The sequence below is a fragment of the Exiguobacterium sp. s11 genome (assembly GCF_018619015.1).
Taxonomy (GTDB): Bacteria; Bacillota; Bacilli; order Exiguobacteriales; family Exiguobacteriaceae; genus Exiguobacterium_A; species Exiguobacterium_A indicum.
Genome location: NZ_JACSNF010000001.1, coordinates 133,422 through 148,138 on the forward strand (window position 1 = coordinate 133,422; position 14,717 = coordinate 148,138).

The following is a 14,717-nucleotide window of genomic DNA, read 5'->3' on the forward strand; positions in this document are numbered from 1 at the left end:
CCCGCTTCCAGTGATGGAAACGGGGCTGTTTTTTAAGAAGACAACCGATCTGCTTCGGTTGCTTCAGCGCGTGGTGCACGCCAGAAATACGTCAGGAAAATACCGACTGCGAGCATGGCTGTCGCAAAATAGAACGGATAGTTCAAATTGACGTCAAAGAGTAGTCCACCAACGATCGGTCCGAGAATGTTGCCGATGCTCGTAAACATCGAGTTCATTCCGCCGACGAATCCCTGTTCATTTCCGGCAATCTTCGAAAGATAGGTCGTGACAGCGGGGCGCATCAAGTCGAAACCGACGAAGACGACCATCGTCACGAGAATGATCGAGAGATAGTTCGTCACGAACGTCATCAAGACGACGAGCAGTGTCGAACCGATCAAGCTGTAACGAATCAAGCGAATCTCACCGAACCAGCGTGTCAAACGGTCGAACAGTCCTACTTGGACGATGACGCCGACGATCGCACCGAGAGAAATCGCAAGCGCGATATCCTTCGCTGTGAAGCCGAACTTCCGGTCGACGAACAAGGCGAACAACGACTCGAATGAGGCGAGACCGAACGATGAGATCAATAGGACAAGAAAAGCGATGAAATAGAGCGGACTGAAGACTTTCCGGAAACCCGTCTGTTGTTTGACCGTCGTTGTCTCGTAGTGACGTTCCGGTTCCTTAAGCGTAAAGACGGATAACACCATCGCTGTTAAACCGAACGCAGCAGCAAAAAAGAACGGTGTCCGCGAGCCGAGGTCAGCGAGGAACCCACCAATCCCCGGTCCGATGATGAAACCGGTCGAGATGGCAGCAGACATATATCCGAGCGCTTTCGGACGAGTTTCGTTCGTCGTGATATCAGCGATGAATGCCGTGACGGCTGGCATGATGAAAGCAGCGCTGACACCACCGAGAATCCGTGACGCGAACAGGACTTCGACGCTTTGACCGAGACCGAATAAGAGCTCGGACATGCTGAAGATGAATAAACCGATGATAATCATCGGTTTACGTCCGTACTTGTCAACGGCACGTCCCGCGAGTGGTGAAAGAATTAGTTGCGCAAAGGCGAAGGCGGAAACCATGTAACCGACTGTCGCCCCGGAGATGTTCAACTCGTTCATGATTGTCGGTGTGACGGGAATGACGAGTCCGATACCTAAAAAGGCAATGAATAAGTTGAGCAGGAGTGTACTTAAAATCAATGTATTGTTTTGCATAGTTCACCTCAATAGAATTAAATCGTTTTTGACATACCGCGCCAGACGATCGGCCAGACAGCTTGCTGTCGAGCGTGAAACGCGTCGACACCGTTGTAGACGAGTTCCGTCAGCGTACCTTCAGCAACCGTCAGATAGGCGAGAGCGGCACTTTTGTAATCCGTCGAATAGAGAATCTGTTCCGTTCGGTCTCGTTCGCGTAGTAATCGCGTTAATAGATCGTGCAGTGAATCGAAAAACGGATTGAAGCGGTCCGTCATTTCTTGTTCGAGCTTCTCCGGTGGAAAATAGGCAGCCCGAAGGATGAATCGCATCAGGATATCGTCTTGCTGTTCCGAAATGAACCAATCGAAGAAGCCGTGCAGCGATTGCTCGAGCGGCTGCTGCCGCGTACTCGTGAAATACGTCGCAAAGCGGCGCTTTTGTTCTTGCAAGGCGTACGTCGTCGCTTGCAGGAACAGGTCGTCCTTCCCTTTATAGTGCGCATAGATCGATGGCTTTTTTATGCCAACCTCTGTCGCGATCTCTTGCAACGATGCCCCTTCATAGCCGTGCGCAGCAAAATGATGGATGCTCGTCTGTAACAATTGTTGGGCTTTCAGATGAATCACCTTCCTAACGGTCGTTAGGTAACACTGTAACAGCAAATTTCAAATGTAGTCAATCAGATTGTCTTACCGCACAAAAAAACTGACTCCGCGAAGGCGGAATCAGTTAAGGAAGAATCATTATTTATTCATGACACGACCGCGTGTTGCGACGCGTGAGCCGACGATTCCTGCGAATGACGTGAAGATAAGAGTCAGAAGCAGTCCGACGAACGCCCAGATCGAAACTTTTGACGCCGTTTGTGTCGCTTGTTCCGTTTGCTCGCGGACATCTTGGACTGTTTTCTTCAAGTCAGCGGATGTCTCATCAAGCGTTTGTTTGGCGTTTTCGATTTGTTGCGTCGTTTCTTTTGTTGCCGTGTTGAGACCATCGACGATATTTTGTGTCGCTTCTTCCGCTTCAGCACCTGTCAAATCGGTGTTTTTCGCGACTGCATCAGCGATTTTGTCTTCATCGACTGATTTCTCGATTTTTTCAGCTCGTGCTGTCAACGAATCACCAAGATCCTGGACGATCGTATCGAAGTTTTCTGGTTTCGTGATCGCTTCCTTACCAGCAGCCGTGACGTCTTCTTGAACAGCGTCAAGTTCGTTCTGCAAGTAACCTGGTTGCAATTCTTTGATGTCCGTATCTTTTAAGATTTCGTCGACGTTCCCTTCAAGTTCTTTCGTATCAACTTGTGACACGTTTTTCGTAATCGAATCGAATCCTTTCGTCGCAGCGTCTTGCGCCGTCGAAGCAACGGATCCGATACCGTTACCAGCCGCACCACCGACCGTACCGAGTAGTGAGCCGACCGATTGTAACGTATTGACCGTCGTGAACGTCAAGAGAGCGAACAAGAGGATGACGCTCGTCGACCATGTCAAGAAACCGTGGACGAGACCGGCACGTGCCGACGTCACACCGGAGACGAATCCAGCAACGAACAGCGAGATGAGCAATGAAAGGATTGCCCAGATGATCAAGCCAGTTCCAACACCATCGAACGGGTTATTTGACGTGACGTCCGTGACGCCGAGACCGATCGCTGAACCGATTAAACTAAATAAGATCAATAAAGATAGAAATGATACCACACCTGCAAAAATCGAGCTCCATGAGATGTTACGACCTGCTCCGTCCGCTTCCGCTCGGAAATGCGACGAAAAGCCTCTGTTTGTCTTTTCCATAATAAGCACTACCTCTCCCCAAATTGGTCTTTCAAGTTCGAGATGTTCATGAATGTAAAAGCTTCATCTCAAGTTTCTTACGCGCATAGCTCTTATATAACCGGTAACTAAATAAGAGAAACCTAGTATTACAGGTACATGATTAATGGTCGCCTGAACTTCAACGAAGTGATATTGGTTGCGTTTGAAGAAAAAGCATCGTACACTCTTATCAAGTGTCACGTTATACTGTACAGTTTAAAATCAAAAGGAGGTGATCCCCCACTTTTAGGGGGATACAAGTTGGACATCGTCTTAACACTGAATTTGTTGTTGCTCGTCGTATTGATTGGTTTGACCGCGTTTTTCGTCGGTTCGGAATTTGCTGTCGTTAAAGTCCGGATGTCACGTCTCGACCAGATGGTGCAAGAAGGAAAAAAGGGAGCAGTACTTGCGAAGAAGGTCGCAGGAGATCTCGATTATTACTTGTCGGCCTGTCAGCTCGGTATCACGATCACTGCACTTGGTCTGGGTGCACTCGGGAAACCGACCGTCGAGAAATTGTTGACACCGGTCTTTGATGAACTTGGTGTCGCCGTTGCGCTGTCAACGATTCTCTCATACAGTATCGCTTTCATCTTCGTGACGTTTCTCCACGTCGTCATCGGAGAACTTGCACCGAAGACGCTCGCGATCCAGTATGCGGAACGGATGACGTTACTGCTAGCTCCTTCACTCTATGTATTCGGAAAAGTCATGTATCCGTTCATCTGGATCATGAACGGTTCGGCCCGTGTCCTCTTGCGGATGTTCGGTGTGAAACCTGCCGGTCACGAACAAGCCCATTCCGAAGAAGAGTTGAAGATCATCATGGCACAAAGTTTTCAAAGTGGTGAGATCAATCAATCGGAACTCGCCTTGATGCAAAACGTCTTTGCGTTTGATGAGCGTGTCACGCGCGACATCATGGTGCCACGGATGAACATGATGGTCATTTCGGACGAGATGAGTTGGGAAAATCTATTACAGACGATGTCTGATAATCCGTATACACGTTACCCGGTCAGTGAAGGAACGGATAAGGATCGGATTAGTGGTTATATCAACGTCAAGGAAGTGCTCGCCCATCACGCGGTACAAGACGAACGAGAACTTGCATCGTTCCTTAAACCGTTGCCGGTCGTTTCGGAATTGACACCGCTGCAAGAAACACTCTTGAAGATGAAGCAGACACGGTCACACATCGCTCTCGTCATCGACGAGTATGGTGGGACATCCGGTTTGATCACGATGGAGGATATTTTGGAGGAAATCGTCGGTGATATCCGTGATGAATTCGATGAAGCGGAGCAAGCCGAAATCGAACAGTTACTGGACGGCTCGTACCGCTTAGCGGGTACTGTCCTATTAGTTGAAATTGAAGAACGATTTGGTCTTCGGTTCACTGAAGCAGAGGCGGTCGACACGATCGGTGGATATATCCAATCACGGACGGCTGCTTTTGAAGAGGGAACGATCGTCACAGATGAGGCGTTTACGCTTGAGATCTTGCGTTCTGCCCAATATCAGATTCAGGATGTCAAGTTGACCTTGCCGTCAAGCTAACAGAAAGACCCGTTTTACTTAGTAGTTCAATCTACTAAGCAGGCGGGTCTTGTTTAATGGACCGAGGACTTATCGCGTTCATCAAAAAAGTAAAAAAGTGTCATTTGATCAATGATGAACATGGTGATAATTCTGACCGACGAGATCACGAATCGATAAGATATGGCGATAAGCTAACGTATATCTACTAGATGTTAGGGAAAAAGGCTAACTTCAATCAATAAAACAATCTAGATCAACCATAATTATTGTGATTTTCCATTCAATTGTCAGAGAATCTAGACGATATAAGGAATGAAGTTCACAAATGAATGAGGGAGAGAAGCATATGAAATGGTTCGCGAAATCAGCATCACCGTCCTTCGATGCGCGCATCGAAGACGAACGCGCTCATGTCGTGTTGAACGTTCCGACATCCTTACATGAACAATTACGTTTAATCGGTCTAGAAGCAGTCGATTTACAAATTGTCCGGGTCATCCGCGAAGATGTATCCCGTTGGATGCCGAGCATGGTCGACGCGTTCTACGAGGAGCTGGTTCGTGTTCCATCTCTCCGGCATTTGATTGAACAGCATTCGACGCTCGAACGATTGAAAGGCACTCTCGCTCGGCACATCCTACAAATGTTCGATGGTCAGGTGACGATGGACTACATCGAAGCCCGGCGCCGGATTGCTGAACGGCATGTTCAAATTGGGTTGCATAATAAATGGTATATTGCTGCCTTTCAAAAAGTCTGGAACGTCCTCAGTGAACAGATTGACGGCAGTGATTGGCCGGAAGTAGAACGTGTCCGGATCATGCGGGCAGCGGGGAAACTCTTCAACCTCGAGCAACAGATCGTCATGACGATGTATGAGGATCAAATCGATGAGGAACGCCAAGCGATCGCGACAGCCAAACGGCACGTCGGAGATGGCGTACAAAAATCAACGGAAGAACTTGCTGCGATGAGTGAAGAGTCGTCAGCGAACTTCCAGGAGATTGAACGGCACGCCAAACACGTCTCGACGACGACAGACGCAATTTCGATCCAGTTGACGGAAGCGGTCGGTGAAGCAGAAGCAGGTGTCGTCCTCGTCGAAGAGGAGACACGTCGCTTTGAACATGTCGTTGCAGATTTATCACGGACGACCGAACAAGTCGCTGAACTGTCTCGTCTGTCGCAGGAAATCGAGCGAATCGCCGGGATGGTGACGACGATTTCTGATCAGACGAACCTTCTCAGCTTGAACGCCTCAATCGAAGCGGCGCGTGCCGGGGAGATGGGGCGCGGGTTTACCGTCGTTGCGCAAGAAATTCGGAAACTCGCTGAAGAGAGTAAACAGTCGGCAGCCGAGACGTCGCGGATCGCCCAAGAAATCACGCAAAAGATGCTCGTCGTCTCAGAGCGGATGGGAACGACGGAGACAGCGGTTGTCCGAACGACGACGGAGATGCAACAAGTCGTCCGTGCCTTTTCACGGATTTCGGAACAGACGGATGCGGTCTCGCGGCAAATTCATGAACTATCGACCGATACGAAGGATGTCGCCGGAACGATCGAAGGTATGCGTAAGATTGCAGAAGCGATTGCTGAGACAGCGGATGACTTACAAGAAGTCGCAGCAACTCTATAAGTGATCCCTCCTTTCTACGTGAAAGGAGGATTTTTTGTCGCTTTATGGAAAAATGAAAGTGGAGGTGTGAATGGTTTATGGTTCAGAGTATAATACTGATTGTCTTATGCTTTTTCGCTTTGATTGGACATTATTTGATGACAGGGGAACTCGCTCCACGTGAGTTGTACGGATTACTCGGTTTAACGGGCGTCGCTTTCGTGATCGGTGGAGTCGAATGGTGGCAAATCCGTTGCGATTTACGTTATCGAGGAGTAGAAGAGGGAGTATCCGTTCGATTAGCGGACAGGGCGAGCCGAAAGATGAATACGGTCTTTCTCGCGCATGAACGATGGCTAACGTTCTCACGTCGATACGCCACATGGTGGCAGGCAATCCTTGCGCGCTTCGAAAAGTTCGAATCATTTTTCCTCGACGTGACGTTCGAAGGAGACGGGGAACAATTACAAATTAAAGAGACGAAGACGGAGTGGCTTCGCAATACGACACATTTTGCGATTCGTAAAGACGGACGCGATGTCGGAACGATTCGCACGGATGCGGCACTTCGTCAGCAACTGCAGCTGAAAGAAGTCTTACTCGTCTCGTATGCCGGTCAGGAGTATCAGATTCGGTCCTCGACAGTCACGAGAAAAATCGGCGTTTATCAAAACGGCGATTGCATCGCAACAGGGTCACGGCACGGGGCGCAACTCGTCTTTGACTGTGACACGAAGGAACGTCTCTTAGCCGTCGCCAGTATGATCGTCTTTCGACTTGTTTATTCGAAGTGACTTTATTTCACCGACCGTATAAATGATTTTAATGTTTACAGACCAAAAATCACTAAGACAGGTCATTTGCCTATTAGATTCTATGGCTACATACAAAAAGCGCGCTGATTCTCTTTTATAGAGATCCAGCGCGCTTTTTCGTTAACCGGTCTTTCGGATCGATTCGAATAATCGTCCCTTATAGACGTCGGCAATCGTATTGAGGAACGTCTCGCTCAACTTTTTCGGGAAGAACGGTTTTGCATACACATAATGATACGCCTTCTTCAAATCATCCCATTGTGTACACGGTTCCGTTTGACGGAACCGAGCGACGTCGATGATCCGTGTTCCGTTAGCGGTCAAAAGGATATTGCGTAAATGGATGTCTGATGGGTTCAAACCGACGGATCGTGCTTGTGCTAAAGCCGTATCGACTGTCGTTAAGACGGATTCTGGGATGAACGTCCCGCTGACGAGACATTCGAATAACGTTTGACCTTCAATGTATTCAAGCACGATATAATCGGCACCGTATTCGTAGACTTGCGCATACGTCGGAAAATCAGTCAACTGTGCGTAGATGCTCCCTTCGAGATCAGCGAGCGTTCGAAACGACGGGTAAAATTTCTTGATGACGCGATCTGTTCCGCGGATGCGAAAGACGAACGCACTTCGTCCTGTCCCGATTAAGTCAAGTTCACTCGGAAGATGCTCGATCGTACAAACGAAGCCTGTTTCTTTCAATTGGATCAATTGCGCTAACTCAGCGTCAGTTTTCAATGGTGTCACTTCCTTTCCTCCTTCATTTCTTATACCCATTATACGCTCATCTGACAGGAAAAGTTTCAAAAATCACTTGTGTGTGAAAGTTTTGAACATTATGTGATATGCTAAAAATGTTACACTGTTACATACTTCAAGGGGGTTTTTAATCATGTCAACGACACAACAATGGCGCGACCATTTCGATGGTCTTCGCGCATACGAAGAAGCCGTCGCATTACTTTACTGGGACATGCGGACATACATGCCGGATCAAGGCGCAGCAAACCGTTCCGCGTCGATCGGATTCCTCTCGACAGAGAGCTTCCGTCGCCGGACAGGCGAAACATACCAACAATTACTAGCAGCAATGGAGCAAGAGACGCTGACGGGCATCGAAGCGATCTCGTTCGCAAAAGCAAAAGAGGCATTCGATCGCGACTCGAAGATTCCAGAAGCCGAGTACCAAACGTTCATCACGTTGATCTCTGAGGCAGAGAGCGTCTGGGAAAAGGCGAAGGACGCAAACGATTGGTCGATGTTCGAACCATACCTCGAGAAAATCGTCGCGATGGAGCGCCAGTTCGTCGAGTACTGGGGTTATGACGCGCACCCATATGACGCATTGCTCCATGATTATGAGCCGGGGATGACGGTCGCGACACTTGATCCGTTGTTCGCAGAACTTCGTCAAGCAATCATTGGTTTGCTCGGTCAGCTCGAAGGAAAAGACTTCCCGACGCTTGATTGGTCAGCGGACCGCGAGACACAGATCGCCTTGAACCAAGAGTGGCTCCGCGATATCGGCTATGACTTCACGTCTGGTCGCTTGGATGAGACGGTTCATCCGTTCCAGACGACGATCAACCGGAAGGACGCACGTATCACGACGAAATACGATGAGAACGACTACCGGAACTCTGTCTTCGGCACGATGCACGAAGCCGGACACGCGACGTATGAGCAAGGGATCGAACCGGAACTCGATTCACTCGGTCTTGGTGACGGGGCTTCGATGGGGATTCACGAATCACAATCACTGTTCTTTGAGAACTTCATCGGACGCAACCAAGGTTTCCTCGACGCACGTTATCATGGCTTACAACAAGCGATTCCGTCACTGGCTGACGTTCCGTTCGAACGCTTCTATGCCGCGGTCAATGAAGTCAAACCGTCACTGATTCGGATCGAAGCCGATGAATTGACGTATGCGCTTCATATCATCATCCGCTATGAGCTGGAAAAACGCTTGATGACGAAAGAGCTCGAAGTCAAGGATCTTCCGCAAGAATGGAACCGCCTCTATAAAGAGTATCTCGGTGTGGATGTGCCGAGTGACGCAAAAGGCGTCTTACAGGACGTCCATTGGTCAGGTGGCTCGTTCGGTTACTTCCCAAGTTACGCGCTCGGTCTCGTCTATGCGGCACAGCTCAACGAAGCGCTTCGTCGTGACGTCGATAACGTCGATGGTCTGATCGCGGCGGGAACACTCGCTCCAATCAAAGGCTGGCTGAAAGAGAACATTCACCGTCACGGGAAATCGAAGACACCGGCTGAACTGATCGAAGCAGCAACGGGGCAATCGATCTCTGTCGCACCACTCGTCAACTACTTGACGAAGAAATACACGCGTGTCGTCGAGGCACTCTGATGTTGTGGTTTGCACACCGCGGCGTCAGTGACCGTTTTCCGGAGAACACGCTCGAAGCCATCGCTGCTGCGATTGAAGACGACGTCGATGGGGTCGAATTCGATGTCCATTTCTCAAAGGACGGTGTCGGTGTCATTATTCACGATGAGACCGTCAACCGGACGACGAACGGGACAGGACGTGTCATCGACATGACGGTTGCTGAACTGCAGGCTCTGGATGCTGGAGCACGATTCAAAGGGGAACCGATCAAGACGAAGATTCCGACGCTTGACGAAGTCCTCGCAATCCTTGCACCAGTGACCCTGCGGCTCAACATCGAGCTGAAGACGGATACGATCCGCTATGACGGGCTTGAAGCGTATGTCCTTGAACGCTGTGCAGCACACGGCATCGCGACCGACCGATTGTTATTCAGTTCGTTCAACCATTATTCGGTTGCCTTGATCCAAAAGCTCGACCCACGCGTTGAGACAGCGATTCTCTATCCGTATCCGATCTATCATCCGGAAGAACAAGCCCTCCGAATTGGTGCGACCGGTATCCATCCCGATTATCGACGGGTGACGGAAGCGGACGTTGCGTTCGCTCACGCGCAAGACGTCACGGTCCGGGTTTACACTCCGAAGACGGTCGAGGATGTCCGGCAGATGCAGCGGATCGGTGTCGACGCCGTCATCGTCAATGATCCAAAAGGGATGCGCGACACATTCGAAGGATGAGGAGGAGGAAGGGATGCGCAAGGAATACGTATTCGTCATCAGTTTGTCGCTCGTCGCTTTATTCGTCGGACTTCAGCTTGGCTTTGCCCGCTTGCCGGAACCAAAACCGAAGCAAGTGACGACGACACCGATGCGCCCTGCGGATTATCAGGCAGGACTTGCGTCAGCGAAACGGGAACTGAAGCAGATTCAGCGCTTCACCTTGAAAAGCACCCTTCCTGCGGATGGAACGACGGTGACCTGGATTTATGAGACCCCATCCGATGAACGAATTGCGGTCGATTGGTATTACGTCGAGAGTTATCCGGAAGAACAAGTCCAGATGACACGAAACGAGACATCCCGGATCATCTCGTATGAACGCTATTTAATCGTCATTCGACCGATTTACGGAACGGTCGTCGATAGTGAACTCGAACAGTTCGCTCTTCGCTTTACAGGTTACTTCACGACACAACAACAGGGGGAAAACGATGTCAGGTAAAATCATTCTCTTGATTGGTGGATCGGGCAGCGGAAAGTCCTCCCTGATCAAACGTCTGCGAACGGAATACGCGCACGTCCGGTTCATCCCGTCGGTGACGACCCGACCGAAACGACCGACAGAGATTGATGGAGCAAGCTATCATTTCGTCGACGTCAAGACGTTCCAACAATTGATCCAAGACGACGGCTTCATCGAATACGCCCACGTCCACCGGGCGTGGTACGGGACACCGCGTCAAGCGTATGTCGATGTCCTCGAACAGGATCAAATCGTCATCAAGGACATTGATCCGAAAGGGGCGGCGAACTTCAAGCGTTTGTTTGGCGACCAAGTGATCACGATTTTCGTCTCGGTCCCACCCGACTTGATGAAGGAACGACTGTTGATGCGCGGGGATACACCGGAGTTTGAAGCGCGACTCGTCGATTACGAGGAAGCGTGGAAAGAACGCGATCATTATGATTATATGATTGAAAACATCGATTTTGAGACAGCGTATGCCGATCTGCTTGAGATCATTGCTGGCTACATTCCACAGGCATGACGAAGAGGACGCAAGATGCGTCCTCTTTTTAATGTCAGAAAGGAGTCTTCATGTTACCTTTGCATCCCTTACTCACGCACGTTGTAAGCAAAAGACAGTTATCTGGTCGATCGCGCCAAGCCGTCTGGTCCGTCAAGACGGCAACAGCGCACTACATCGTCAAGGTCGTGACGGATCCGTCTAGTCGTCAATTTGAACGAGAAGCCGCTGTCGCGATCCCAAAACAAGAGGGAATCTCTCATGCCTTACCGCTAGCGACCGGACGGACCGCAACGACCGCTTACGGTATCTATCCCTACCTCCCCGGACAAACCGTTCGAAGCGTACTCAAGGAGACACCGGAATTAGCACCCCGACTCGGTCAGGAGACAGGGCAAGCGTTGAGACGCATTCATGACGTCACTGCACCGAGCGAAATGACGTCTTGGAGCGAACGTTGCCAGACGAAACATGACCGCTACCGCGCAGCGATTGACGGGTTGCTTGAGCCAACGTGGATCGAGCGTCTTGATCGATTCATTAGCGAGCGGATTCCGTTACTTCAGACACGTCCGAACCAGTTGCAACATGATGACGTTCATCTCGATAATCTCCTTGTCGAGGATGGGCATCTTTCCGCATTCCTTGATTACGGGAATCATGATTATGGCGATCCGTGGCATGATTTCGTCAAATGTGGTCTGTTTCAGGTCGAGACGAGTCCGGTATTTGCCCGTCACTTGATCGAGGGGTATTTCGAGACCGAAGTACCATCCGACTTTTGGCGAATGTATAGTCTTTACATGGCGATGGTCGTCTTTTCAGCACTCGTCTGGACGAAGCGGTTCGATGCAGACGGAATGCAAGCAATGCAAAAACGCGTTCAGCGAATCATTCAGGATCATGCTGGTTTTCAGCGAGACATCCCGCTTTGGTATGAGACTTGAACAGCAAGGACAATAAAAACATGATGCGTTCGTCTCTCTTGACTGAGAAACGAACGCATCATGTTTGGTCTGAATCATATATTCGAAGCGATACTTACCACTCGAAGCCTTCTTCACTATACTTGCCGTTTGAATTGAAGAATCGTTCTTCTGTTTTACCGTTTACCGTACTCGTATAAATGACGTAGACGTCGAGATGATCATTCTGATCCGCCATCTTTTTAGCAGCTTTCTTAGCATCGGCTTCATTCGTATATGTCTCTGACTTGCTTGCCTTGCCGTGTTTTTCTTGCCCTTGTTCTTCATAACCTTCTACTGTCCATACTTTTTTTGATGACATCCTTAACTTCCTTTCCTGCCAAAAGCGAGTCCGCTTGGCTGTTACATTATGCTGTGCAAAACGAGCACTCGTCAACCGTTGCCGTTCATTCTTTGACGATCTCGTCCAAATGATCGGCATAATAACGGATTGCTCGGTCAAATGTCTGGATCGAGGCGTCCGACGACGTCGTAGCAAGACTCTTCAGCAACCGACCGACTGCCTGATCGGCTTGACCGAGATTGTATTCCGTCATCGCGAGGAAGGCTTGCAGGGCATGGGCGTCCGGAAACTCACGGAGCGCACGATGGAACACGTCTGACGCAACTTCGAACTGACCGATGACACGATATGTACTGCCGAGTCCGATATATGCCTGCAGACGGTCCTCACCTGTAAGACCGAGCGCTAGTGCTTGTTCATAATAGGGAACTGCAGCCTGTTCCTCACCGAGACTATCATGACACCACGCCATCTGATAGAGGACGATCGGGTCGTTAGGTGCCGTCTCGACATACTGACGGACGACTGCCTTCGCTTTTTCATATTGTCCCGTCTGTCGTAACTGTTGCACCGATTCGAAATCAAACATCGTGTTTCCTCCTCCTTAATTTACTAAAAAACGGATCCGGTCGTCCTGACCGGATCCGTTCGATTGAACAGCTTAGATTGTTTTTTCAAGCTTCGTCAAGAGCGTCCGGAACAGTTCGAGTTCCTGATCCGAGAAGTCCTCGAAGACGTCTGCGAGGTAATCCATCTTCATCGATTCGAGTTTTTCATAGAGCTCGATGCCTTTTGGAGTGGCGCGAAGTTCGACGACACGACGATCGAGTTCGCTTCGTTCACGCGAGATCAACTCTTTTTTCGTCAATTCGTCTGCTAATGCCGTGATCATGCTCGCTGAGAATTGGAACTCCTGCGAGAGGGCAGAGGCGATTTGCGGACTGTTCGCACAAAGGGACTTCAAGATGAAGAATTCATTGCGTGTCAAGTACGTCGTGAACATGCTACGCACGTCCTTCTTGATCGCGCGGTAGTTCATCCGTAATCCTTTTTCTGTATCAACGATCAACTGATCGCGTTGTGCTACTTCTAGTGTAGTTGCCATGTATCGTTCACTCTTTCTATACCGTAGTTTCTTTCACTCGTGATTTAGTATAGTGAAAAATTTTAGTTTAATCAATATTTTTCTCTTGAATCATCTGTTTCGACGACGCGGGCGACTTGGGCGACGATCTCTTCGACGTTGCGCAGTTCTGGATAGAAGCGACGGAAGAAGTAGTCGATCCGGTGTGTATCTTCGCCAGCAATTGTCAGCGCCATGCAGATATAGGCGATGCCGATTCCTTGACGAGGCAGGAACGGATTCGGCATGACCTTCGCACAGCGTAAGGCGAGCGGACTGTGCGTCGTCACGGCTTCAATCAACTCTCCGTACGTCCGGATATCGACATAATGGAACATCCGAATCAGTTCGTTGATCAGTTGTTGATCGGAATCGAGCATCATTTGCGATGTAACGAGTCGTTTATCGAGCTCGTTGATGACCGGGGAGTGATCGATGAAGTAGTTCAAGTTATCTGCAGTGATCCGGACTTGATGGGGATCAGACAAGATTTGTTGAACGGTCTCGTCTTCAAATTGTTTCAACTGTTTCTTGATGTTGACGAACTCCTGATCGGCGATTTCGAGTAATCCTGCCACCCGACTGAAGCTGCGCCGGACTTCTGCTGGGACACTGTTCGGATTTTTATATCCGAGATCATGTTCGATCTCCGCCCACGCGTGTTGCAGGATCGAGCGGATTTGGATCTCAGCCGTGTAGTCCTTAAAACGTCCATACTCGCTCAGAGCAAGCCGCTGATCGCTCAGTGAAGCGACGAAGTGGACCGAAAGATAACCGAATTCCGTTGTATCGAGCAACGTTGACTTATCGACCGATTGATCGCGATCGATCGCGAACTCATTCTCGATGATGCGTGCCGCTTCCCGGACATCGTCATGGAAATAAGTGACGATCCGGATCCCGGTCAAGTCATGGACGTCCTTAAGTGAACGGTATTTGTTCGGTTGCCGTAAGACTTTTTGATACAGACTCTCGGAGTCCTTCGTCCGGGCGACGATCGAGTGGTATTTGATGCCTGCCGCGTCGAGCAACTCGGACAAGAGCATCTTCAACTTGTCGGCGTAGGCATCGTATTCTTCCTTATCGTTGACATATTCGAGCATCATCGTATTTAAATCTTGTGATTGCACCGTTTCGCACCTTCCTCATCCTGTAGTCATCTAGCCATATTGTAGCACTCTGCTTCGTTAAACGCACAGCAAGACCCTGTTTGAAGCAGTACGAT

At 49.6% G+C, this 14,717-nt stretch carries 16 protein-coding genes; 8 read left to right on the forward strand and 8 right to left on the reverse strand.

The features are described 5' to 3' along the window. Positions 1-32: 32 nt before the first annotated feature. From KNQ12_RS00860 to KNQ12_RS00870, 3 genes are all read right to left on the reverse strand, one after another. Positions 33-1,214: an MFS transporter gene (locus KNQ12_RS00860; protein WP_023468276.1), complete on the reverse strand. Its 1,182-nt coding sequence runs from the start codon at positions 1,212-1,214 to the stop codon at positions 33-35. Positions 1,215-1,231: 17 nt separating this feature from the next. Next, positions 1,232-1,825, reverse strand: coding sequence for a TetR/AcrR family transcriptional regulator (locus KNQ12_RS00865; protein WP_023468277.1), 594 nt, complete (start codon positions 1,823-1,825; stop codon positions 1,232-1,234). Between the two features lie 117 nt (positions 1,826-1,942). After that, positions 1,943-2,995, reverse strand: coding sequence for a YrzE family protein (locus tag KNQ12_RS00870; RefSeq protein ID WP_035397417.1), 1,053 nt, complete (start codon positions 2,993-2,995; stop codon positions 1,943-1,945). 282 nt (positions 2,996-3,277) lie between these two features. Between KNQ12_RS00870 and KNQ12_RS00875 the strand changes: the two genes are divergently transcribed. The 3 genes from KNQ12_RS00875 to KNQ12_RS00885 all read left to right on the forward strand — a co-directional run bounded on the left by KNQ12_RS00875 (position 3,278) and on the right by KNQ12_RS00885 (position 6,973). Next, positions 3,278-4,579, forward strand: a complete 1,302-nt coding sequence (locus tag KNQ12_RS00875) for a hemolysin family protein (protein WP_023468279.1) — start codon at positions 3,278-3,280, stop codon at positions 4,577-4,579. A gap of 328 nt (positions 4,580-4,907) precedes the next feature. Then, complete coding sequence (locus tag KNQ12_RS00880; RefSeq protein WP_023468280.1) at positions 4,908-6,200, forward strand: globin-coupled sensor protein; 1,293 nt, start codon at positions 4,908-4,910, stop codon at positions 6,198-6,200. Between the two features lie 77 nt (positions 6,201-6,277). Next, positions 6,278-6,973, forward strand: a complete 696-nt coding sequence (locus KNQ12_RS00885; RefSeq protein WP_023468281.1) for a hypothetical protein — start codon at positions 6,278-6,280, stop codon at positions 6,971-6,973. Between the two features lie 141 nt (positions 6,974-7,114). Here KNQ12_RS00885 and KNQ12_RS00890 read toward each other — a convergent pair whose 3' ends face one another. Continuing rightward, on the reverse strand, positions 7,115-7,744 hold the full coding sequence (locus KNQ12_RS00890; protein ID WP_023468282.1) for a Lipopolysaccharide core heptose (II) kinase: 630 nt from the start codon (positions 7,742-7,744) through the stop codon (positions 7,115-7,117). A 145-nt stretch (positions 7,745-7,889) separates the two neighbouring features. On the opposite strand from KNQ12_RS00890, the gene KNQ12_RS00895 reads away from it, so the two are divergent. Genes KNQ12_RS00895 through KNQ12_RS00915 form a run of 5 tightly spaced genes read left to right on the forward strand, consistent with a single transcriptional unit; the run spans position 7,890 to position 12,047 of the window. Continuing rightward, positions 7,890-9,368, forward strand: a complete 1,479-nt coding sequence (locus KNQ12_RS00895; RefSeq protein WP_023468283.1) for a carboxypeptidase M32 — start codon at positions 7,890-7,892, stop codon at positions 9,366-9,368. Continuing rightward, positions 9,368-10,090, forward strand: coding sequence for a glycerophosphodiester phosphodiesterase (locus tag KNQ12_RS00900; protein WP_023468284.1), 723 nt, complete (start codon positions 9,368-9,370; stop codon positions 10,088-10,090). Before KNQ12_RS00895 ends, KNQ12_RS00900 begins: the two co-directional genes overlap by 1 nt. Positions 10,091-10,103: 13 nt before the next feature. Further along, positions 10,104-10,574, forward strand: a complete 471-nt coding sequence (locus KNQ12_RS00905; protein WP_023468285.1) for a hypothetical protein — start codon at positions 10,104-10,106, stop codon at positions 10,572-10,574. After that, positions 10,564-11,121: a guanylate kinase gene (locus KNQ12_RS00910; RefSeq protein ID WP_023468286.1), complete on the forward strand. Its 558-nt coding sequence runs from the start codon at positions 10,564-10,566 to the stop codon at positions 11,119-11,121. The genes KNQ12_RS00905 and KNQ12_RS00910 overlap by 11 nt, the downstream gene beginning before the upstream one ends. 50 nt (positions 11,122-11,171) lie before the next feature. Further along, positions 11,172-12,047 (forward strand): aminoglycoside phosphotransferase family protein, encoded by an 876-nt coding sequence (locus tag KNQ12_RS00915; protein WP_023468287.1) that lies wholly within the window; start codon positions 11,172-11,174, stop codon positions 12,045-12,047. A gap of 94 nt (positions 12,048-12,141) precedes the next feature. On the opposite strand, the gene KNQ12_RS00920 is transcribed toward KNQ12_RS00915, so the two are convergent. The 4 genes from KNQ12_RS00920 to KNQ12_RS00935 form a co-directional block, all read right to left on the reverse strand. Then, complete coding sequence (locus tag KNQ12_RS00920; protein ID WP_023468288.1) at positions 12,142-12,387, reverse strand: hypothetical protein; 246 nt, start codon at positions 12,385-12,387, stop codon at positions 12,142-12,144. 85 nt (positions 12,388-12,472) lie between these two features. Further along, positions 12,473-12,958: a tetratricopeptide repeat protein gene (locus KNQ12_RS00925; RefSeq protein WP_023468289.1), complete on the reverse strand. Its 486-nt coding sequence runs from the start codon at positions 12,956-12,958 to the stop codon at positions 12,473-12,475. 72 nt (positions 12,959-13,030) lie between these two features. Beyond that, positions 13,031-13,474, reverse strand: coding sequence for a MarR family winged helix-turn-helix transcriptional regulator (locus KNQ12_RS00930; protein WP_023468290.1), 444 nt, complete (start codon positions 13,472-13,474; stop codon positions 13,031-13,033). A gap of 71 nt (positions 13,475-13,545) precedes the next feature. Further along, positions 13,546-14,622: a GTP pyrophosphokinase gene (locus KNQ12_RS00935; RefSeq protein WP_231681756.1), complete on the reverse strand. Its 1,077-nt coding sequence runs from the start codon at positions 14,620-14,622 to the stop codon at positions 13,546-13,548. Positions 14,623-14,717 lie beyond the last annotated feature (95 nt).